The following is a 21,078-nucleotide window of genomic DNA, read 5'->3' on the forward strand; positions in this document are numbered from 1 at the left end:
CGAAAGAACAGCCCGCGCCGGCGGGGGCCCCGTGCGTTCCTCGCGGAGGGGTTCCTCACGGGGACACGAACCGGTAGCCGAAGCCACGCACCGTCTGGATGTATCGCGGCTCCCGCGAGGGCTCGCCCATCTTGGCCCGCAGCCGTCTGACGCAGGCGTCCACCAGGCGCGCGTCGCCGTGGTAGCTGTGTTCCCAGACCGCTTCCAGGAGTTGCTGCCGGCTGAACACCTGGCCGGGTGCGGCGGACAGCGTCAGCAGCAGCCGCAGTTCGGACGGGGCGAGCGGGACCGGGGCGCCCTGCCAGGTGACCGCGTGCCCGGCGCGGTCGATGGCCAGCTCGCCGTAGGTGTCGATCTTCGGTATGCCACCGTCGGCCGCCGCCACCGCCGTCGCCCGGCGCAGGACGGCCCGGATGCGCGCCTCCAGAACCCGGGCCTGCACGGGCTTGACGACGTAGTCGTCGGCTCCGGCCTCCAGTCCCACGACGATGTCCACGTCGTCGCCGCGCGCGGTCGCCATGAGGATCGGCAGCGTCTGGTCCAGGGCACGCATGGCGCGGCACACATCCAGACCCGGCATGCCGGGCAGCATCAGGTCGAGCACCACGACGTCCGGCCGGAAGGACCGCAGCCGCTCCAGCCCCTCCTCTCCGGTCTCGGCGGCGGCGACGTCGTGCCCCTGGCGGCGCAGGGCGAGGGCGACTCCTTCACGTACGGCGCGGTCGTCTTCGATCAGCAGAACTCGTGGCATGGGCTCAGTATCCGCAGGCCCGCACGCGGACGGGCTCCTGTTACCGGATGATCACACAGGCATCCTGGCAGATCTTCGTAATCCTTCCGTTATCATTCGGGCCATGTTCGATCACATGACCCTCGCAATCTGAACGACCATGACCGCGCACTCCACACCTCCGTCCCGCAGCCGCCGCAGGGACGGCCGCCCCGCACACTCCGCCGGGCGGCGCGGCCGGAAGGGCCCGCTGTTAGCGGGCCTGTCCGCGCTGGCGCTGCTCGGGGTGGCGGGACTCGCCGCGGTGGAATGGACGTCGGCGAAGCGCGGAGGTGCGGCGGCCGAGGCCGGCTCCGGCCCGGCGACCGAGCCCGCGCCGGACTCCCACGCCACCACCGCCCCGGCCAGGCCCCTCACCCCGTCGGACCCGTCCTCCCCGACCGCCTCGCCCTCGCCCTCTGCCTCCGCCCGGCAGGAGATCCCGGCCACGGGCCCCGGCACCTTCACCGTCGCCCCCGGCTCGGGCCCCAAGGTGGGACAAGGCCGGACCCTGCGCTACCGGGTCGATGTCGAGGACGGCATCGACCTGTCCGCTCCGGACGTCGCCGAGCAGGTGGAGAACGTGCTGGCCGACCGGCGCGGCTGGACGGCGGACGGCCGCTCCGCGTTCCGGCGGGTGTCGAGCGGGCCCACCGACTTCGTCGTGAAGGTCGCCACCGCCGGGACCGTGGACAAGATCTGCGGCCAGTACGGCCTGGACACCGGCGGCGAGGTCAACTGCAACGTCGCCAAGAACGTCATGGTCAACCTCAAACGCTGGCTCCTGGCAACTCCCGTCTACGCCAAGGACGTCAAGGCCTACCGGGCCCTCATCATCAACCACGAGGTCGGCCACTTCCTCGGCCACGGCCACGTCGGCTGCCCCGGCCCCGGCAAGCCGGCCCCCGCAATGATGCAGCAGATCAAGGGCATGCGCGGCTGCGCGCCCAATGTCTGGCCGTACGACGAGGAGGGCCGTTACCTCACGGGTCCCGCCGTGCCTTGAACGGAACCGGACCGGCGACGCCGTCAGCGCTGATAGCGCGCCAGCACCAGGTTGCCGTCCTCCTCCAGCCGTTCGCGCAGTTCGCCCGGTCCGATGGCTCCGCTGTAGTACTCCTGGAGGGCCGGGGTCGCCACCTTGTCCTTCCACTCGGGGTAGCCCCGCACCGTCTGCGCGGGCGCCGGGCGCAGGTGCTCGGCGAGGGCGGTGCCGGTGGCCCAGCCGTGTTCGGCCGTGCGCAGGGCGGGGTCGGCCAGCGCCCGGGTACCGGTGGGCAGCATCCAGTCGCCGAGGGCGAGGCGGACCATGTTCGGCGGTCTGAGGAGGAAGTCGACGAAGGCGGCGGCCTCCTTCTTGTGCGGGCAGTCCTCGGCGACGGAGAGGGTCTGCGGGCTGACGCCCTGGGTGAGCCCTCCGGCACCGGCGGGGGCGGGCAGCACCTGCCAGTCGAAGCCCTTCGGCGCCTGCTGCACGATCTGCTGACGGTAGGAGAAGCCGAGCGGGACCATCGCGTATCTGCCGCCGAAGAACCCGGGCAGGGTGTCGGAACCGCCGCTGCCCAGGGTCGTGGGCGAGGCGCTGCGGTCGGTGCCGACCTGCTCGTGGATGGTGCGCGGCACCACCTGGTCGGCCGCCTGGAACCGGACCGTCACCTTGCCGTCCGCCCCGCGGTGGAAGAGCTGTCCGCCCGCCGACAGGGAGAGGTTGAGCGTGGCGGAGACGGGCTCCTTCAGGGGCCAGGCGATGCCGTACTTCCCCTGGCCGCTGAGGCGCTCGGTGACCCGGCGGAACTCGGCCCAGCTCCACGGCTTCTCCGGGGTCGGGATCCGCACCCCGGACTGCCGGAGCCACTTCGCGTTGGCGATCAGCACGCGTGGTTCCTGGAGGAACGGCACGCCGTAGACACCGTCCCCGAAGGTGGTCGTCGCCCAACTGCGCCGCGGGATGTCCGACTTCAGCCGTGCGGGCAGCAGGTCGGTGAGATCGGCCAGGTAGCCGCCGTAGGCGAAGTCCGCCAGGTCGTCGGAGGCGTCGTGGATGATGTCGGGTGCCTCGCCGCCCTCGAAGGCGGTGAGGAGCTGGTCGTGGACGCTGTCCCAGGTACCCTGGACGTACTCGACCCGGACGTCCGGGTGGGTGGCGTTCCACTCCTTCACCAGCGCCTTGTTGGCCTCGACGGACTCCTCCTGCCAGGCCAGGGACTGGAAGCGCAGGGTGATCCGGCCGTCGTCGCGGGTGCCGCCGGAGGAGCAGCCGGCCAGGAGCAGCAGGAGGACCAGGGCGAGTAGTCGTGCGCGCATCAGCTCTTCACCGCCCCGGTGAGCATGCCGCCCGTGATCCGCCGCTGGATGATCGCGAAGACGACCAGCGAGGGCAGGGTCGCGAGGAACGCGGCCGCCGCGAGCGGGCCGAGGTCGGCGACGCCCTCGGCCCCGATGAAGTGGGTGAGCACCACCGGCAGGGTCTGCTTCTCCGGCGTCTTGAGCAGCACCAGCGCGAAGAAGAACTCGTTCCACGCGGTGATGAACGCGAACAGGCCCGTCGCCACGATGCCCGGCGCGAGCAGCGGCGCCGTCACCGACACCAGCGTCCGCACCCGGCCGGCCCCGTCGACCGCGGCGGCCTCCTCCAGCTCGGGCGGCACGGCCCGCACATACCCGGCGAGCATCCACAGCGCGAAGGGCAGCGCCCACACCACGTACACCAGCACCAGCCCGGGCACGGAGTTGATCATTCGGAGGTTCTTCAGCACGAGGAACAGCGGGATGATCAGCAGCACGAACGGGAACGCCTGGCTGACCACCACCCAGCCCGTCACCGCCTTCGCCAGCCGGGTGCGCCGCCTGGCGACGACATAGGCCATCGGCGTCGCGATCAGCACGGCGATGACCGCCGCCGTGAGCGCGGCGACGAGGGAGTTGAAGGCGGCGTGCAGCAGCGGCTGTTCGTCGAAGGCCTGGCGGAAGTTGGCGAGGGTGGGGTCCTTCGGGATCCACGTCGGGTGCAGACTGCCCAGCTCGCGCGGCGGTTTGAACGCCGTGGAGACCAGCCAGAGGAACGGGAAGGCGAGGAAGACGAGATACGCGAGCAGCGCGGTGTACTGGCCGACGCGGGCCGGTGCGGAGGTCCTCACGCGTCGTCACCTCCCCTGAGGCGGCCGGCGAGGAACACGGCCAGGGCGACCGAGATCACCGCCACCATCACGCACCCCATCGCCGCCGCGTAGCCGAACTGCCCGTAGCGGAAGGCCTCTTCGTAGGCGAAGAGCATGGGCAGCCGGGTCCGGCCACCGGGGCCGCCGCTGGTCAGCACGTAGACCAGGGCGAAGGAGTTGAAGTTCCAGATCAGGTTGAGCGCGGTGATGGCGAGGGCGATGGGTCTGAGGGCGGGCCAGGTCACCGTGCGGAAACGGCGCCAGGCACCTGCCCCGTCGACCGCCGCCGCCTCGTGCAGTTCGCGCGGGGTGTTCTGCAGCCCGGCGAGCAGCGCCACCGTCGTCTGAGGCATGCCCGCCCAGACGCCCACGAGGATCACGGCGGGCAGCGCGGTCGCCAGCCCGCTCAGCCAGTCGCGGCCGCCGCCCAGGCCGACATCGCGCAGGGTCTCGTTGAGGATGCCCGCGTCCGGGTTGTAGACAAGCCGCCACATGATGCCGACGACGACCTCGGGCATGGCCCACGGGACGATGGCCAGGGCACGAGCCAGCCAGCGCAGCCGCAGCTCCTGGTTGAGCAGCAGGGCGAGGCCCAGCGCCAGCAGGAACTGCGGCACGGTCACCCCGACCGCCCACACCAGCCCGATCCGGAACGACTCCCAGAACAGCGTGTCGTGCAGCAGGTCCCGGAAGTTGAGGCCGCCGATCCACTGCGTGGGTTCGGTGCGGCCCGACTGGGCGTCGGTGAAGGCCAGCAGGATCCCGTACAGCAGCGGGCCGACGCTGAGGACGAGGATGGGGATCAGGGCGGGCAGCACCAGGAACCAGGCGCCGTGGTCCACGGCCCGGCGGGGCCGGGCCCGGCCCGGTGCCGGATCGGCCGGTCTCCGCACCTCGGTCACCGACGTCACGGCATCAGCCCCTTTGCACAGCTCGGACGGGCCAGGTCATGGTCGTGAAGGCGGCCTGCCCCGTCAAGGCACCGCGCACACGGTCCGACCTGTGCGAATGCGACACTGACGGACGGATGGCCAGAAGCCGACGGTGACACACGAGGACCGGGACCACGGAGGCGGACGATGGACGAGGCACGGGCGCGGGACGTACTGGCCGCGGCGGGCGCGGTGGGCGGCGCGGCCCGTGAGGCGCGGCTGCTGGCGCTGGGCGAGAACGCGGTGTTCGCCGCCGGTGACCTGGTCGTCAAGGTCGGCCGTGACGCCGAGCTCCTCGACCGGGCGCGCCGCGAACTGGACGTCGCGGTGTGGCTGGCCGAGGCGGGCGTGCCCGCGGTGCGCGCGGCCGAGCCGAAGGCGCTGCTGGTCGAGGGGCACCCGGTGACGGTGTGGCACCGGCTGCCCGATGCCGTACGGTCCGCCGAGCCGCGGGATCTGGCCGAACTGCTCCGGGTCGTGCACGCCACGCCTCTTCCTCCTTTCGAACTGCCGGCCCGCGATCTGCTGGGCGGGGTGGAACGCTGGCTGCGGCTCGCGGGCGACGCGGTCGACCCGGCGGACGCGGCGTATCTGCGCGAGCGGCGGGACGGTTTCGCCGCGGCGGCCGCCGCGCTGACGCCGCATCTGCCGCCCGGGCCGATCCACGGCGACGCACTGCCCCGCAATGTGCATGTCGGCCCCGACGGGCCGGTTCTGGTCGACCTGGAGACGGTCTCCGCCGATCTGCGCGAGCACGATCTGGTGGTGATGGCGCTGTCCCATGACCGGTACGGGCTCGCGGACGAGGCGTACGCGTCCTTCACCGGGACGTACGGGTGGGATGTCCGGGAGTGGGACGGGTGCTCGGTGTTGCGCGGCGCCCGGGAGACGGCCAGCTGTGCGTGGGTGGCTCAGCACGCACCGAGCAACCCTAGGGCGCTGGCCGAGTTCGAGCGGCGGGTGGCGTCGTTGCGGGAGGGCGACGAGACGGTGCGGTGGTATCCGTTCTGATGGCCCGGGGGCCCGCTCAGACCCGCTCGCCGGCCAACTCCCGCAGGGGCCATGCCCCGTCCACCACAGCGGTCGCGTCACCCTTGCGGCGCAGGAAACTCTGGAAGTCCGCCGCCCACTCCGCGTACCACTCGATCTGGCGGTGGTGCAGGTCCGCCGGGCCCAGGCTCGCGATCTTGGGGTGGCGGTCGGCTATCGCACCGGCCAGCCGGGCCGCCGCCAGGGCGTCGGCCGTGGCGTCGTGGGCGGAGTCGAGAACCACGCCGTACTCCGAGCAGACCGCTTGCAGGTTGCGTTTGCCGCGGCGGTAGCGGTCGACCCAGCGGTCGATGGTGTACGGGTCGATGACCGGGGCGGGGTCCACGCCGCCCAGGCGGTCGCGCAGGGACGGCAGTCCGTACCGCCGCAACTCGGCGGAGAGCAGGGTCAGGTCGAAGGCCGCGTTGTAGGCGACGACCGGCACGCCCGACTTCCAGTAGGAGGTGAGGACGTCGGCGAGGGCGTCCGCCACCTGGTCGGCCGGTCGGCCCTCGGCCGCCGCGCGTTCGTTGCTGATGCCGTGCACCGCCACCGCGTCCTCGGGGATCGGCACCCCCGGGTCGGCCAGCCACTCCCGGCGCCCCAGCGGCTCCCCGCCCCTGACCTCGATCACGGCCCCCGTGACGATGCGCGCCTCGCGCGGATCGGTGCCCGTCGTCTCCAGGTCGAAGCCGGTCAGCAGCTCCCGGTGCCAGCCCATGGGCGGTCCCCCTTCTTGTGGTGCGTCCCCCGGTGGTGTCCCCCAGTGGTCTCCACCTTCGCACGCACCACTGACAATCCGAGGAGCGCGGTCCGCGGGGCACCGTTCACGACACCGGCCGCGAATCCGCCCACATCACCTCGAACTCCTCGCGATACGTGGGAAAGAGACCGCTTTCGTCGATCTCGCCCGACTTGACCACCTTGCTGCCGTTGCGCAGCACGAACACCGGCGCCTCCATGCCGCGTGTCCGGCGCAGATAGTTCTGCACGACCGCGATGCCGTCCGCCCCGTCGCCGTCGACCAGATACGCCGTGAAACGGGGCGTCTCGTCGAAGACCTGGATCTCGAAGGCACCCGGGTCGCGCAGCCGGGCGCGCACCCGGCGCATGTGCAGGATGTTCATCTCGACGGCCCGGCTGAGCTCGCCGCGCTTGATGCCCAGTTCGCGCTCGCGCCGCTTGACCGCGCTGGAGGCCGGGTTGAGGAACAGCAGCCGCACCCGGCAGCCCGACTCGGCCAGCCGCACCAGCCGGCGGCCGGAGAAGTTCTGCACGAGCAGGTTGAGGCCTATGCCGATGGCGTCGAGGCGGCGGGCGCCGCCGAAGATGTCCTCGGCCGGGAACTGCCGCATCAGCCGCACCCGGTCCGGGTGGACGGCGACCACGTCCGCGTACCGGTCGCCGACCAGGTCCTCGACGGCGTCGACGGGCAGCCGGCGTGCCGACGGCACGTCACCGTCGGCGCCGAGCATCTCCAGCAGCCGGGCCGAGGCGCGCTCGGCCTGGTTCAGGACGGCCTCGGACAGGGCCCGGTTGCGGGAGACGACGTTCCGGGTGACCTCCAGCTCGTCCAGGGCGAGCTCGACGTCGCGGCGGTCGTCGAAGTAGGGCTCGAAGCAGGGCCAGTGCTGCACCATCAGCTCGCGCAGCTGCGGCAGGGTGAGGAAGGACAGGACGTTGTCGTCGGCCGGGTCGAGCAGATAGCCCTTGCGGCGGCTGACCTCGCGTACGGCGACGGCGCGCTGCACCCACTCCTGCCCGGCGGGTCCGGCGGCGGCCACCACCCAGTCGTCGCCGTGGACGGGTTCGTAGATGGGCCGCAGTACGGCGGCGACGACCGAGCGCAGCCGCTGTTCGACGAGGTTCAGCCAGATGTAGGCGCGGCCGGCCCGCTGGGCGCGGGTGCGTACCTCGCGCCAGGCGTCGGTGTCCCAGTCCAGTTCCGGGCCGATCGAGCCCGTCGCGTCCATCGGCCGCGCCAGGGACACGGCACCGGCCGGGACGTCTGTGGAGTTCCCCTCGTGACCCTCGTCACCAGGGGGCAGCTCCAGCCCTCCCGAGCCCACCCGCGCACCGCCTTCCGCTCCCCCGAGCCTCCCGAGGGGCCTGGCCCCACCCAACGATCAAGGAAGGGTACTCCGGGAGCGGTCGGCGGTGCAGCCGGATGGGCAGGGTCATTCTCAACTGCGCGGCCGCCAGTGCCCGTTCTGCCAGCCGAGCTCGGCCGGAGTGAGCGGATTCATGGCCGTGACGTCGCGCGGGGCGATGGAGAATCCCTGCCAGTGGACGGGCATGGGCTGCTGGTCCTCGTCCCGGGCTATGTGGTGGAAGCCGATGTTCGTCCAGACCACCGGGTGCTTGAGGGCCTGGCCGTTCACCCACTTGTCGACGGAGTTGCCCGCTCCGGCTCCGCAGGCTCCGGGGTTGTGGCTGGCGAACAGCTCGCACTTGTTGTACTCGGTGAAGTACACGTCGTGCTTGGTGTAGCTGCGGCCCGGGTACTTGGTCGTCGGGCCGGGGACGATCTCGTAGGAGCGCGGGTGCCCGTCCTTGTTCTTGCCGGTCGCGCTGACCACACGCCACCAGCGGTAGTTCTTGCTGTCCCCGGCGAGTTCCTTGGTGACCTTGGTGCGGGTCGTCTTGGTGCTCGGGGCGCGCTGGCCGGCGGCCGGGGCGGTGACGGTCGAGTCGTACTGCTCGATCTTGTTGGCGGTGGAGCCGTCGAGGGCGAAGTCGAGCCGCCAGAAGGCGTTGTGGCTGTGGCTGGTGGCCTTGGCGGCGCTCGCGCCCTTGCCGATCGGCCAGCCGCGGCCGTCCCCGGCGTCGTAGTCGTCCCACGACAGGCTGCCGGTGGCACCGACGTTCATGGTGATCGTGCCGTCGTCCTGGAAGCGCCACTCGGTCATGTACTCGTACCAGCCGACCTGGTTCACGGTGTAGACGAGCAGGTCCTTGCCCTGGGCCTGGTAGACCTTGTTCGCGGTGTCGCCCTGCATGCGGTAGGCGTGGCCGCGGGAGCGGGTGGTGGTGCACAGGCCCTTGACGTTCGGGTCCTCGTTCCAGGAGTCCGGGACCTTGACCGTCTTGATGGTGCCGCCGGGGCACTCACCAGGCGCCAGGTTCATCAGGCCCTGGGCGAAGTCGAACCCGGTCAGGTCGTCGTACTCGACGTTCCCGTCGTCGTACGGGACGTGGATCTGGCCGAGCCTCGCGCTGTTGAGGACCTTGATCGGCTTGGGCTCGCCCTTGGGCTGGTACGAGATGTTCTCCAGGACGAGGCCGGCCTTGCCGTCGTAGCGCCAGCACATCCGCCAGGTCGTGCCGGTGGAGAGCTTCTGCTCGACGCGGTAGGCGGCGCTGCACTCGGCGGCCGGCGCCGCGGGGGCGGCCTTCGGCCGGGCGGCGGCAGGTCCCGCGCCGGTCGTGACGCCGGCGGCGAGCGCGGCCACGCTCAGGCCCACGGCCGCCCGGGTGCGGACCTTGCTGTATCTGTTCACGCGCATGGCGAGATGACTCCCTGACAGTGAGAGGAGGAGCGAGGAGAGCGGGTCAGCGGTCGAGCCGGGCGGCCTTGCGGGCGCTCAGGTCGATCACGATCGACCTCGCGTCCACCCACGGCCCGTTCTTGATCTTCGGGAACAGCCGGACGCAGCGGTGCTCGCCACAGCGGTCGAGCACGGCGGGCTGGGCGCCCGGCGCGGCCCGGTAGACGGCGCCGCTGAGCTGCAGCTGGTCCGGGGAGGTGAGTTCCTTGCCGGTGGCGTCCCGGTAGTCGGCCTTCAGGCCCGCGCCCAGCGGGTCGGCGATCAGCAGCTTGGCCGCCTCGGCCTTCTCGTCGCGGCTCAGGGGCGGCTGGACGCCGCGCTGGGTGCCGGTCCGCACCACCTTGCCGGTGCCGAGGTCGACGGTCCGGGTGACGAGGGTGTCGTCCCGGTAGTCGTAGAACGTCACGTCGGCGCGCCGTGGCGCGTCCGGATCGCCGACCTCGTCGGCCTCCGGTTCGGCGAGGTCGACGCCGAGACGCTGCGGGCCGCGTTCCCCGTCGACGCCCTCGCTGCTCTGGAGCAGCTGCCGGTTGAGGGCGGCCTTCGCGACCCGCTCCATCTCGTCGTCGGTCAGCGGATCGCGGCCCGTGCCCTTCTCCCCTTCGGCGGGTGCCTCCTCCACCACCCCCGGCGTAACGGCCCGGTCCGGTCCGGACTCCTGCTGGACGGACTGTCCCGTCCGCCCCGCCTGGCCTGCCCTGGTACCCGTGTCGTCCGCCCCCGCCGTGCCCGGCAGGGTGATCCCCACCATCACGGCTGTCCCGGCCACGGCTATGGCCGTGCCGGCCACCACCTTGCCCAAATGGCGGTGCACTGTCTTGCGCACATCTTCCCCCTACTCCCCCATCAGCCCCGGGAGTACGTTCTTGCCCCATGTGATTTGGCATACCGCGTATGCACTGGTCTCCCGGTAAGAGGGACATAAGTCATAGGAGGTTCCCTCACTTTCGGGGAGACTCGGGGCCAAGGCGTCCCCACCGGCGCCGCACACCTGAAAGAGTCGTATCCATGCAGGTCTGGCCTGGAGAGGCGTATCCACTCGGTGCCACGTACGACGGCGCCGGTACCAACTTCGCGGTCTTCTCGGAGGCCGCGGACCGAGTAGAGCTGTGTCTGCTGCACGACGACGGCTCGGAGACGGCGATCGAGCTCCGGGAGAGCGACGCGTTCGTACGTCACGCGTACGTGCCGGGGATCATGCCGGGACAGCGGTACGGGTTCCGGGTGCACGGCCCGTACGCCCCGGAGCGCGGGCTGCGCTGCAACTCCGCGAAGCTGCTGCTCGACCCGTACGCGCGTGCGATCAGCGGTTCGATCGGCTGGGGCGAGGAGGTGTACGGCTACCACTTCGACGAGCCGGACCGGCGCAACGACCTGGACTCGGCGCCGCACACGATGACGTCGGTCGTGGTCAACCCGTACTTCGACTGGGGCGACGACCGGCTCCCGCGCACCGAGTACCACCACACGGTGATCTACGAGGCCCATGTCAAGGGCCTCACCATGCGGCACCCGGCGCTGCCGGAGGAGCTGCGCGGCACCTACGCGGCCCTGGCCCACCCGGCGGTCATCGAGCACCTCACCGAGCTCGGGGTCACGGCCCTGGAGCTGATGCCCGTACACCAGTTCGTGAACGATCACCGCCTGGTCGACATGGGCCTGAACAACTACTGGGGCTACAACACGATCGGCTTCTTCGCCCCGCACAACGCCTACGCGTCCTGGGGCGACCGGGGCCAGCAGGTCCTGGAGTTCAAGTCGGCGGTGAAGGCGCTGCACGAGGCCGGGATCGAGGTGATCCTCGACGTGGTCTACAACCACACCGCCGAGGGCAACCACATGGGCCCGACGCTGTCCTTCAAGGGCCTGGACAACTCGCGCTACTACCGGCTCACCGACGACCCCCGCTACTACATGGACACGACAGGGACAGGGAACTCCCTGCTCATGCGGTCCCCGCACGTTCTCCAGCTGATCATGGACTCGCTGCGGTACTGGGTCACGGAGATGCATGTCGACGGGTTCCGCTTCGACCTCGCCGCGACGCTGGCCCGGCAGTTCCACGAGGTGGACCGGCTGTCGTCGTTCTTCGACCTGGTGCAGCAGGACCCGGTGGTCTCGCAGGTGAAGCTGATCGCCGAGCCGTGGGACGTGGGCGAGGGCGGCTACCAGGTGGGGAACTTCCCGCCGCTGTGGACCGAGTGGAACGGCAAGTACCGGGACACCGTGCGCGACCTGTGGCGGGGCGAGCAGCGCACGCTCGCGGAGTTCGCCTCACGGCTGACCGGCTCGTCCGACCTGTACCAGGACGACGGGCGGCGCCCGCTGGCCTCCATCAACTTCGTGACCTGCCACGACGGCTTCACCCTGCACGACCTGGTGGCGTACAACGACAAGCACAACGAGGCCAACGGCGAGGACAACCGGGACGGCGAGAGCCACAACCGGTCCTGGAACTGCGGGGCCGAGGGCGAGACCGACGAGCCGGACGTACGGCGGCTGCGGGCCCGGCAGATGCGGAACTTCATCGCGACGCTGATGCTGTCCCAGGGCGTGCCCATGATCAGCCACGGCGACGAGTTCGCCCGCACCCAGCGCGGCAACAACAACGCGTACTGCCAGGACAACGAGCTGGCCTGGGTCGAGTGGCCGGACGAAGTCGAGGACGGCGGGGACGACGAGGACGGCGGCGGGGACGGCGAGGGGTCCGAGGGGAGCCTGAGCCGGCAGCTGCTGGCCTTCACGCGCGCGATGGTGTGGCTGCGCCGGGACCACCCGGTCTTCCGCAGGCGGCGCTTCTTCCACGGCCGGCCCGTGGAGGGCACGCACGACGACCTGTCCGACATCGCCTGGTTCACTCCGGAGGGCCGGGAGATGACCCAGCGGGACTGGGACTCGGCGCGGGCGTCGGCGCTGACGGTGTTCCTCAACGGCAACGCGATCTCGGAGCCGGGCGCGCGCGGGGAGCGCATCTCCGACGACTCGTTCCTGCTGATGTTCAACGCCTCGCCGAAGACGCTGGAGTTCGTGGTGCCGGTCGACCACGGGCGGCAGTGGCAGGTCGTGGTCGACACGGCCCGCGCCGACGGCGTGCCGCCGGACACCGGCGAGAAGGTGCAGGCCGGGGACCGGCTGACCCTGACGGACCGGAGCCTCACGGTGCTCCAGCGGCCCGTGTAGCCGCCCTGCCGACTCGCCTCGGAACGCCTGGGAACGCCGCCGCGTCGTCCGGAAAGAGCCACTCGTCCGGGCGACGCGCGGCGCACCTGGCGCGGGGGATGACACGAACGGCGGCGGGGCGGGTACGTACGGTTCATGACACCTGAGCGACCTGACCCGGTGGTGCCCACGGCCACGTACCGGCTGCAGCTGCAGCCCGAGTTCCCCTTCGGGGCCGCGGCGGCCGTGGTGCCGTACCTGGCCTCGCTCGGCGTCTCGCATCTGCACCTGTCCCCCGTCCTGGAGGCCGTGCCGGGTTCGACGCACGGCTACGACGTCGTCGACCACGCGCGCGTGCGGGAGGAGCTGGGCGGCGAGGAGGGGCTGCGGGCACTGGCCCGCACGGCGCGTGAGCACGGGCTCGGCCTGGTGGCGGACATCGTCCCGAACCACATGGCCATGGCCCCGCGCCACAACCGCGCCCTGTGGGAGGTGCTGCGCGAGGGCCCCCAGTCGCCGTACGCGCGCTGGTTCGACATCGACTGGGAGGCGCAGGACGGCCAGGTGCTGCTCCCGGTGCTCGGCGGGCCGCTGGGCGAGGTGCTCGGGGAACTGCGCGTAGACGGCGACGTCCTGCGCTACTACGACCATGTGTTCCCGCTGCGCGAGGGCACCCAGGACCTGCCGCTGCCGCATCTGCTGGACGCGCAGTGGTACCGCCCGGTGTGGTGGCGGCTGGCCCGGACCGAGCTCAACTACCGGCGGTTCTTCAGCATCTCGGAGCTGATCGGGGTGCGGGTGGAGGACCCCGAGGTGTTCGAGGCCACCCACGGCAAGATCCTCCAGTTGCTGCACGAGGGCGTGGTCGACGGGCTGCGGATCGACCATCCCGACGGGCTCGCCGACCCCGACGGCTACCTCGAGCGGCTGCACGAGGCGACGGGCGGCCGCTGGACGGTCGTGGAGAAGATCCTGGCCGACGGTGAGCAGCTGCCGGCGTCCTGGCCCGTCGCGGGGACCACCGGCTACGACGCCCTGCGGCACGTGGACGGGCTCTTCATGGACCCGGCCGGGTTCGGGGACCTCCTGGGGCAGTACCGGCGCTTCGCGGCCCCGCAGACGGACCGGGGCGGGCAGTGGGAGGCGACGGTGCGGCGGGCGGCGTACAAGGTCCTCACGCACGAGCTGGCCACGGAGATGGACCGGCTGACCCGGGTGGCGGGCCGGCTGTGCGCGACCGCGCCCGAGCCCGCCCTGCGCGACCGCGCGCCCTGGGCGCTGCGCACGGCGCTCCAGGAACTCCTGGTGCGCATGGACGTCTACCGGCCCTACGAGTCGGCCGACGCCGCGTCGGTCGTCACGGAGGAGGCCGCGGCCGAGGCCCGGCAGGCCTTCGCCGTGCCCGAGGAGGCGGGTGCGGTGGACGTCGTACGGGACCTGGTGCTGGGGCGGTACGGCGACGGGCCCGCGCAGGTGGAGTTCCGGACCCGGTTCGCGCAGACCGCGTCGGCGCTGCGGGCGAAGTCGGTGGAGGACACGGCGTTCTACCGGTACGTGCCGCTGCTGTCGGCGACCGAGGTGGGCGGGAATCCGGGTTCTCCCGCGCTGTCGCCGGAGGAGTTCCACGCGTACTGCGCGCGCGTGCAGCGCGACTGGCCGGTGAGCGGGACGGTCGCCTCGACGCACGACACCAAGCGCAGCGGCGATGTCCGGGCGGCGCTGAACGTGCTCACCGAGTGCCCGGACCGCTGGGCGGACGTCCTCGCCGAGGTGACGCGCACCGGCGAGGGCGTGCCGGACGCGCAACTGGCGTGGGCGGCCTGGCAGACGGTGTTCGGGCTGGGCCCGGAGCCGGGGTCGCCGGAGCGGGTGCAGGGTGCGTTGCTGAAGCATGTGCGCGAGGCGGGCATGTACACGAGCTGGACCGAGCAGGAGCCGCCGTACGAGGAGGCGGTGGCGCGGTTCGTGGCGGCCGGGCCGTGCGGGGCGCCCGCCGAGCGGGTGGCGGCCTTCCGGGACGCGCTGGAGCCGCACATCCGGGCGAACGTGCTGGGCACGGCCCTGGTCCAGCTCACGATGCCGGGTGTTCCGGACGTCTACCAGGGCACGGAGGCCGAGTACCGGGCCCTGGTCGACCCCGACAACCGGCGGGCGGTGGGCTTCCCGCCCGAGGAGTCCGGCGGGGCCTCCGGGCAGAAGGCCGCGGTGACCCGCGCGGCCCTGGGGCTGCGGGGACGGCGGCCCGACGCCTTCGGCGACACGGCGACGTACACGCCGCTGACCGCCGAGGGCCCCGCTGCGGCGTACTGCGCGGCCTTCGTCCGCTCCGGCGAGGTCCTCACGGCCGTGACGCGGCTGTCCCTGCGGCTGGCGGAGGCGGGCGGCTGGCGGGACACACGGCTGCCACTGCCGCCCGGGCGCTGGGCGGATGTGCTGGAGCCGGGGCGCGAGTTCACGGGGCACGCACGCGTGGAGGAGCTTTTCGCGGGGCTGCCGGTGGCTCTGCTGGAGCGGGTGGGCGATTGAGGGCGGGCGGATCGCGGCGGGGCACGGCGAGCGAACGCGTCGGACACGGCAAGCGGGCGCGTCGCTCGGACTGGCCCACCCGTCCTTCGCGGAAGGGCTGCTGGTGGCCGAGACGCCGGCCGGTGTGCCGTCCCCGCCCGTGGACTACGCGGCCGTGCCCCGCGTCACGTACTCGTCGCCGCAGACCGCGGCCGTGGGGCTGAGCGAGGCCGAGGCACGCGCGCGTGGACACGACGTGGTGGCCGGCAGCATGCCGCTGACCGCCGTCGCGAAGGGCACGGTGCACGGGCGGGGCGGCATCGTGAAGGTCGTCACCGAGGCGCGCGGCGGGCGCGTGCTGGGCGTGCACCTGGTGGGCCCGCACGTGTCGGAGATGATCGCCGAGAGCCAGCTGATCGTCGGCTGGGACGCCGAGCCGTCCGACGTGGCCCGGCACATCCACCCGCACCCGACCCTGTCGGAGGCGGTCGGCGAGGTGTTCCTGACCCTGGCCGGACGCGGGCTCCACCAGCAGTGACACCGCGCCGCTGACGTCACGCCACCCGCAGGGACCACACACCGTTCATGGCGCCTGCCGCACACCCGCCGTCAGTGCTTCCGGGCGCCCCCTGGAGGCTCCCCGGCCGTGCTCTTGACACCGCACCATGGCCGTGGGGTACTGCGACTGCGAACTCGGGCGGATGTGACGGGGGTGAGTGTCCTGCCGGAGCTGCGCTACCCGACGGTGACCGAACTGGTCTCTGCTGCCCGGGCCTTGACTGCTCACCGCCCCGGAGTGTGCACCCTGAGGCAGGTGGGTGCCTCACGAGCCGGCAGACCTCTGCACCTGCTGTCCGTGGGCCGCGCCCGCCGAGCCGTACTGGTGGTCGCCGGCGCCCACGCCAACGAGCCGACCGGCTCCTGCACCCTGCTCGCGCTCGCCCGGCGGGTGCTGGCCGAGCGGGAGTTACGGGACGGCATGTCCTGGCACTTCCTGCTGTGCGCGGATCCCGACGGGGCGAGCCTGCATGTGACGCCGGCGCCGCGCAGTCTGTTCGACTACCACCTCGGTTTCTTCCGTCCCGCGGGCCCGGAGCAGCCGGAGTGGGCGCCGTCCGTGCTGCCGCCCGACCGGCTGCCGCCCGAGACCCTGGCCCTGACCGGCGTCATCGACGAGCTGCGGCCCTACCTCCAGGTGACCCTGCACGGCACGGATCTGGGCGGCAGCTGGGTGCAGCTGACGAAGGACGTGCCCGGGCTGGCCGAGCCGTTCGCCAAGTCCGCGGCGGAGCTGCACATCCCGGTGGAGACCGGCGCCTCGGACGCCGCGGGCTGGCCGGCCTCCGGACCTGGGGTGCACGTGATGCCCGCGCCCGGGATCGGTCCGGCGTACCCGAGCCTGCCGGACGACGCGCGGCACAGCACCTGGTTCCACGCCCATCGGTACGGCGGTCTGACCGCGGTGGTCGAGGTGCCGATGTGGGCGAGCGACCTGGTGGACGACCCGGCTCCGCATCCGGCTCCGGCGGCGGCGATCGGCCGGCTCGCGCGCCGGCTGCAGCGCGACGCGCTGGAGGTGACGCGCGTGCTCGACGGCGCGCTGCCCCGGCTGGCGGACCTGGACGGGCCGTTGCTGCGGGCCGCCAAGTGGGGCCTGGAGCTGGTGCCGGGACTGGCCTCCGACCTGGTCCACACCCCGCCCGCCGACCGCACCATGGCGTACGTCGGCAGCGTGGACGCGTTCGTGCGGCGGGTGCCGCTGCGGGCGGCGGCCATGCTGCTGCGGGTGCTGCGCGGGACCGACGACGGAGCGGCGAAGCAGCTCGAGGAACTCGTCGCGACCTGGAGCGACGCTTTCGCGGAACGTTTCCGCGCCCGCTGGGTGCCTTTGGAGAACCAGGTGGAGCACCAGTCCCGCACGGTGGTCGCGGCGGCGCTGCACGCGCGCGAGGGGGCGTCGTAGGCCCCCGCGGCGTTCAGTCGCGCCGCATCGGCACCGCCGCCCCGTCCTCCCGAGCGCCTGGGTGCCGCGCGGCCAGCTCGAAGGCGGAGAGCACCACGCGTGTCTGGTACTCCGCCTGGCGTGCCACCGGGATCCAGCGCGCCCCGCGGCCGTCGCGGTAGTCGGCGCACCACTCGTCGATCAGCCGGTCCAGCTCCGGCAGGGCCCCGGCCGGGTCGCGGCCCGCCGCCCGCACGAGCTGGTGCAGCAGCCCCGCGGTGCGCAGCACCAGCCGTCGCCCGGAGATGCGCAGGGCGGCCAGGTGGGCGGTGGTCAGGGGCGGGAGGGGGTGGGCCGCGCCGTCGCCGGTCTCGGGGTCCCAGGCGTCGGCGAGGCCGGGGCAGACCAGTAGATAGTCGTCGACCGGGGCGAGCAGGCGCGCCGCGTCGGGCACGACGGCGAGGTGCGGGCGGATCCGGGCCAGCAGGTGCCGCAGGAGCCCCGTGTCGTGGCGCAGGGTGCGGCTGACGGCCCGTAGCACCGCGTCCCGGTCGGCGGGCGGGGAGCCGTCCGACACGGCGGCCACGCCCCACATGGGCGCCTCGACGACCGCGGTGACGGTGCCGTGCCGGTGCGGGTGGAACCACGTCGACTCGACGGCCGCCTCCGTGATGGCCGCGGCGAGACCGGCCCGGCGCGGCGGCGGGATCCGGTAGACGGCGGGTCCGAGGCCCGGCCAGTACAGAGCGTCGTACGCGCCGAGTTCGCGGGGGATGCCGAGCCGGACGGCGATGTGGGCGACGCGCGGGGCGAGGCCGGGCAGGTCGCGGGTGAGCTCGACGAAGCCGCCGCCGATGTCCACGCCGTGCAGGGAGCACTGGAGGAACGGCCGCAGCTCGTCCTGGACATCGAGCAGCGCACGGGTCTCGGGCAGGGTGGCGCCGGCCGCGCCGTCGGGCAGCCATTCGGGCTGTTCCAGGAAGCCGGGCCGGAAGAAGTTCCGGAAGTACTGGCCGAGGGTGTACGGGCCGGTGAGCCAGCCCTCGTTGCGGCGCAGCCCGTCCGGGTCCAGGCACAGCAGCAGGTTCCAGGTGGCGTCGGCGCCCTCGGTGATCCGCGCGTCGGCCAGGGCACGCTCGGCCAGGCGCAGCACGGTGGCGCCGCCCACGGGTTCGTTGGCGTGCGGGCCGGCGACGACGAGGGCCTGGCGGCTGCCGTGGCCGACGGAGAGCAGCAGCATGGGGGTGCCCGCGCGGGACGTGCCGATCCGGCGCAGCCGGGCGTCACGGGGGTGGCGGGCGACGAGGGCGGCGGCCCGTGCGCCCAGTTCGTCGACGGTCGGGTAGCGCGGGAGGGGCGGCAGGGCACACCTCCCCAATGCGGTGCCGTCGGTTCACCAGGTGTAGATGGCGTACGCACAGTGAGTCACGACTTCAGGGGTACGTCAACACCACGGACGGCAACGGGATTTGAGCCACTCCTGACGGGCCGACAGCCGACAACTCCCAGGCCGGCGCCGAGGCGTGCCTCGGTTTCAGGTCAGCCGGACGCCGGCCTGACTCCGGTCAGCCGGAACGTCATCTGCCCGAAGCCGACCTGGTCGCCCTCGCGGACGAGGGCCGCGCCGACGACCCGCCGTCCGTTCACGGTCGTGCCGTTGGTGGAGCCGAGGTCGCGCAGCACCCACATGCCGCCCTGGTGGCGGAGTTCGGCGTGCACGCGGGAGACGGTCTCGTGGTTGAGGCGCAGCCCGCTGGCGGGGTCGCGGCCTATGCGCAGCGGATGGCCCTGCTCCGGGTGGGGCAGCAGCAGCTTGGGCAGTCGCTCGGCCTGCCAGGCCCGGCGCAGCCGCACGGTGAATCCGGAGACCGCCTCGACGGTGCCGAACACCATCCGGGAGAGCCGGCTCTCCGTGGGCAGATCGGCGGTGAGCACGGCGAGCTCGTCCGGGCTGCGGGCGGTCAGTGCCAGCTCCATGCGCCGGACGAACGTGTCGTGGGACAGACGGCCCATGGCGACGCCGTCACGGAGCACCTTCAGCGCCCTGTCGCGCTCCACGTCGGAGAGCCGCGCGGGGTACGTGTTGAACTCGAAGGACGACGTCACGCTGGTGATTGTCGGGCAGCGCGGCCGGGCTGTCCAGAAAACGGGAAAACGGCCGCCACGCGCGCGTACCCGGCGACACCTGCCGCAAAAGGGAGGATGCGCCAGCGGATTGATCTCGTTTGACGCACCATGGACGGGCTACATCACGGTGAGCAGACGAAGGGGAACCGTCCGTGCAGTTCGAGGTGTGGGCACCGCAGGCCGGCCGGGTGACGCTCCGGTGCGACGACGTCACGCGCGCGTTGGAACGCGATCCGGAACGGCCGGGGTGGTGGCGGGGCGAGGCGGAGGCGCGCGACGGCTCCCGGTACGGCTTCGCGCTGGACGACGGGCCCGTGCTGCCCGATCCGCGCTCGCGGCGGCAGCCGGACGGCCCGGACGGGCTGAGCGCGGTCGTCGACCACGAGCGGTACGCGTGGCGCGCGCGGTGGACCGGGCGGCCGCTGCCCGGCGCGGTGCTGTACGAGCTGCACGTGGGGACGTACACACGCGAGGGCACCCTGGACGCGGCCGCGGAGCGGCTCGGCCATCTCGCCGAACTGGGCGTCACGCATGTGCAGCTGATGCCGCTGTGCCCCTTCCCGGGCACACACGGCTGGGGGTACGAGGGCGTGTCGCTGTGGGCGGTGCACGAGCCGTACGGCGGGCCCGAGGCGCTGAAACGCTTCGTCGACCGGGCCCACGAACTCGGCCTGGGCGTGGTCCTCGACGTGGTGCACAACCACTTCGGTCCGTCCGGGAACTACCTGCCGGTCTTCGGGCCGTACCTCACGGACACGCACCACACGCCCTGGGGCGCCGCGGTCAACCTGGACGCGCCCGGGTCGGACGAGGTGCGCGCGTTCCTCGTCGGCAGCGCGCTGGCGTGGCTGCGCGACTACCGGATCGACGGGCTGCGCCTGGACGCGGTGCACGCGCTGGTGGACACGCGCGCGCGCCATTTCCTGGAGGAACTGTCGTCGGCCGTGGACGCTTTGGCCGCCGAGGTGGACCGGCCACTGTTCCTGGTCGCCGAGTCGGATCTGAACGACCCGCGGCTCATCACCTCCCGCGCCGGGGGCGGACTCGGGCTGCACGCGCAGTGGAACGACGACTTCCACCACGCCCTGCACACCACGCTGACCGGCGAGTCGCAGGGCTACTACGCCGACTTCGCGCGCACTCCCCTCGGCGGGCTCGCCAAGACCCTCGGCGGCGGCTGGTTCCACGACGGGACGTACTCGAGCTTCCGCGAGCGGCACCACGGGCGTCCCCTGGACCGCAACCGCGTGGCCGGGCACCGGCTCCTCGGCTACAGCCAGACCCACGACCAGATCGGCAACCGCGCCCAGGGGGAACGGCTTTCGGCCCTGCTCTCCCCCGGGCTGCTGGCCTGTGCGGCGGCGCTGACGCTGACTGCGCCGTTCACGCCGATGCTCTTCATGGGCGAGGAGTGGGCGGCCGGCACGCCCTGGCAGTTCTTCACCGATCACACCGACCCGGAGCTCGCGGACGCCGTACGGCGGGGCAGGCGGCGGGAGTTCGCGGCGCACGGCTGGAAGGAGGAGGACGTGCCCGACCCGCAGGATCCGGCGACCCGGGACCGCTCCTGCCTCGACTGGTCCGAACCGGAACGCGAGCCGCACGCGCGCGTGCTGGCCTGGTACCGACGGCTTATCGCCCTGCGCCACGAGCAGCCCGACCTGACCGACCCCGACCTCGCCGACACCAAGGTGGCCTACGACGAACAGCGCCGCTGGATCGCCTTCCGGCGCGGGGACGTCCTCGTGGCGGTGAACCTGGCGCCGGAACCGGCGGAGCTGCCGCTCGGCGTGCCGCACGCGCGCGTGCTGGCCGCGTGGGAGCCGGTCGAGACGCCCGGGGCCGACGGGGTGGTGCGGCTGCCCGGGGAGTCGGGCGTGGTGCTGTTGCAGGAGTGACGCGCCCGCGA

The 21,078-nt window shown here is 72.5% G+C and carries 16 protein-coding genes and 1 pseudogene; 7 read left to right on the plus strand and 10 right to left on the minus strand.

What is annotated here, in order from left to right; genetic code table 11:
* Positions 1-55 precede the first annotated feature (55 nt).
* Entirely contained in the window at positions 56-751 is a 696-nt protein-coding gene (locus ACZ58V_RS28750; RefSeq protein WP_382584846.1) for a response regulator transcription factor, read from the minus strand.
* A gap of 139 nt (positions 752-890) precedes the next feature.
* Here ACZ58V_RS28750 and ACZ58V_RS28755 point away from each other — a divergent pair, with 139 nt between their 5' ends.
* Positions 891-1,775: a DUF3152 domain-containing protein gene (locus ACZ58V_RS28755; RefSeq protein WP_471293462.1), complete on the plus strand. Its 885-nt coding sequence runs from the start codon at positions 891-893 to the stop codon at positions 1,773-1,775.
* Between the two features lie 23 nt (positions 1,776-1,798).
* Here ACZ58V_RS28755 and ACZ58V_RS28760 read toward each other — a convergent pair whose 3' ends face one another.
* Genes ACZ58V_RS28760 through ACZ58V_RS28770 form a run of 3 tightly spaced genes read right to left on the minus strand, consistent with a single transcriptional unit; the run spans position 1,799 to position 4,838 of the window.
* Positions 1,799-3,073, minus strand: coding sequence for an ABC transporter substrate-binding protein (locus ACZ58V_RS28760; protein WP_468191847.1), 1,275 nt, complete (start codon positions 3,071-3,073; stop codon positions 1,799-1,801).
* Entirely contained in the window at positions 3,073-3,906 is an 834-nt protein-coding gene (locus ACZ58V_RS28765; RefSeq protein ID WP_468191850.1) for a carbohydrate ABC transporter permease, read from the minus strand. The genes ACZ58V_RS28760 and ACZ58V_RS28765 overlap by 1 nt, the downstream gene beginning before the upstream one ends.
* Positions 3,903-4,838: a carbohydrate ABC transporter permease gene (locus ACZ58V_RS28770; protein WP_471293465.1), complete on the minus strand. Its 936-nt coding sequence runs from the start codon at positions 4,836-4,838 to the stop codon at positions 3,903-3,905. The genes ACZ58V_RS28765 and ACZ58V_RS28770 overlap by 4 nt, the downstream gene beginning before the upstream one ends.
* A 168-nt stretch (positions 4,839-5,006) precedes the next feature.
* Here ACZ58V_RS28770 and ACZ58V_RS28775 point away from each other — a divergent pair, with 168 nt between their 5' ends.
* Entirely contained in the window at positions 5,007-5,870 is an 864-nt protein-coding gene (locus tag ACZ58V_RS28775; protein ID WP_471293467.1) for a phosphotransferase enzyme family protein, read from the plus strand.
* Positions 5,871-5,886: 16 nt separating this feature from the next.
* On the opposite strand, the gene ACZ58V_RS28780 is transcribed toward ACZ58V_RS28775, so the two are convergent.
* From ACZ58V_RS28780 to ACZ58V_RS28795, 4 genes are all read right to left on the minus strand, one after another.
* Positions 5,887-6,609, minus strand: coding sequence for an exonuclease domain-containing protein (locus tag ACZ58V_RS28780; RefSeq protein ID WP_468191857.1), 723 nt, complete (start codon positions 6,607-6,609; stop codon positions 5,887-5,889).
* A gap of 106 nt (positions 6,610-6,715) precedes the next feature.
* Positions 6,716-7,957 carry an SAV2148 family HEPN domain-containing protein gene (locus ACZ58V_RS28785; protein ID WP_468191859.1) on the minus strand — a complete coding sequence of 414 codons (1,242 nt, stop codon included), beginning with the start codon at positions 7,955-7,957 and terminating at the stop codon, positions 6,716-6,718.
* A gap of 114 nt (positions 7,958-8,071) precedes the next feature.
* Complete coding sequence (locus tag ACZ58V_RS28790; RefSeq protein ID WP_468191862.1) at positions 8,072-9,394, minus strand: copper amine oxidase; 1,323 nt, start codon at positions 9,392-9,394, stop codon at positions 8,072-8,074.
* A 46-nt stretch (positions 9,395-9,440) separates the two neighbouring features.
* Positions 9,441-10,262 (minus strand): Tat pathway signal sequence domain protein, encoded by an 822-nt coding sequence (locus tag ACZ58V_RS28795; RefSeq protein WP_471293470.1) that lies wholly within the window; start codon positions 10,260-10,262, stop codon positions 9,441-9,443.
* 182 nt (positions 10,263-10,444) lie between these two features.
* Between ACZ58V_RS28795 and glgX the strand changes: the two genes are divergently transcribed.
* From glgX to ACZ58V_RS28815, 4 genes and pseudogenes are all read left to right on the plus strand, one after another.
* Entirely contained in the window at positions 10,445-12,616 is a 2,172-nt protein-coding gene (gene glgX / locus ACZ58V_RS28800) for a glycogen debranching protein GlgX (protein ID WP_471293473.1), read from the plus strand.
* Between the two features lie 135 nt (positions 12,617-12,751).
* On the plus strand, positions 12,752-15,121 hold the full coding sequence (gene treY / locus ACZ58V_RS28805; protein ID WP_471293475.1) for a malto-oligosyltrehalose synthase: 2,370 nt from the start codon (positions 12,752-12,754) through the stop codon (positions 15,119-15,121).
* A 61-nt stretch (positions 15,122-15,182) separates the two neighbouring features.
* A pseudogene (locus ACZ58V_RS28810) lies at positions 15,183-15,638 on the plus strand (dihydrolipoyl dehydrogenase); the annotation flags it as partial.
* A gap of 174 nt (positions 15,639-15,812) precedes the next feature.
* Complete coding sequence (locus ACZ58V_RS28815; protein WP_468191871.1) at positions 15,813-17,063, plus strand: M14 family zinc carboxypeptidase; 1,251 nt, start codon at positions 15,813-15,815, stop codon at positions 17,061-17,063.
* A gap of 13 nt (positions 17,064-17,076) precedes the next feature.
* On the opposite strand, the gene ACZ58V_RS28820 is transcribed toward ACZ58V_RS28815, so the two are convergent.
* Positions 17,077-18,420 (minus strand): M14 family zinc carboxypeptidase, encoded by a 1,344-nt coding sequence (locus tag ACZ58V_RS28820; RefSeq protein WP_471293477.1) that lies wholly within the window; start codon positions 18,418-18,420, stop codon positions 17,077-17,079.
* A gap of 161 nt (positions 18,421-18,581) precedes the next feature.
* Positions 18,582-19,148, minus strand: a complete 567-nt coding sequence (locus ACZ58V_RS28825; RefSeq protein ID WP_471293480.1) for an FHA domain-containing protein — start codon at positions 19,146-19,148, stop codon at positions 18,582-18,584.
* Positions 19,149-19,321: 173 nt separating this feature from the next.
* Here ACZ58V_RS28825 and treZ point away from each other — a divergent pair, with 173 nt between their 5' ends.
* Positions 19,322-21,067, plus strand: a complete 1,746-nt coding sequence (gene treZ / locus ACZ58V_RS28830) for a malto-oligosyltrehalose trehalohydrolase (RefSeq protein ID WP_471293483.1) — start codon at positions 19,322-19,324, stop codon at positions 21,065-21,067.
* Positions 21,068-21,078: the final 11 nt, after the last annotated feature.

The organism is Streptomyces sp. NPDC040589 (assembly GCF_055594445.1).